Source organism: Streptomyces sp. NRRL F-2664 (assembly GCF_000719345.1).
Taxonomy (GTDB): Bacteria; Actinomycetota; Actinomycetes; order Streptomycetales; family Streptomycetaceae; genus Streptomyces.
In genome coordinates this window covers 1-228 of sequence record NZ_JOFX01000617.1, presented here as the reverse complement: position 1 = coordinate 228, position 228 = coordinate 1, and the positions used below count along the sequence as shown (strand labels likewise).

Below are 228 nucleotides of genomic sequence, written 5' to 3'. Positions count from 1 at the left end.
GCCGCGGTCGTCGAGGGTGCGCAGGCGGGTCGCGGCCAGCGCCGGGACGGGAGATCCGGGGATCTCCTCGTAGGCGATCTCGGTCACCGCGCCGAGGGGGGAGGCGACCTTGGTGATGACGGGGCCGTGTCCGGCCAGCGGCCGCCCGTACTCCAGCCCCGTCACCGCCCCGTCCCCCGCGGTCGCCTTGCGGACCAGCCCGTCCTCCAGCTCCAGGACCGCCGTCAG

At 76.3% G+C, this 228-nt stretch carries 1 protein-coding gene; it reads right to left on the bottom strand.

The annotated features are described in order from the left end of the window. Positions 1-228 (bottom strand): hypothetical protein (locus IF89_RS40405; protein WP_043195237.1); only part of this gene is annotated, 228 nt, incomplete at both ends.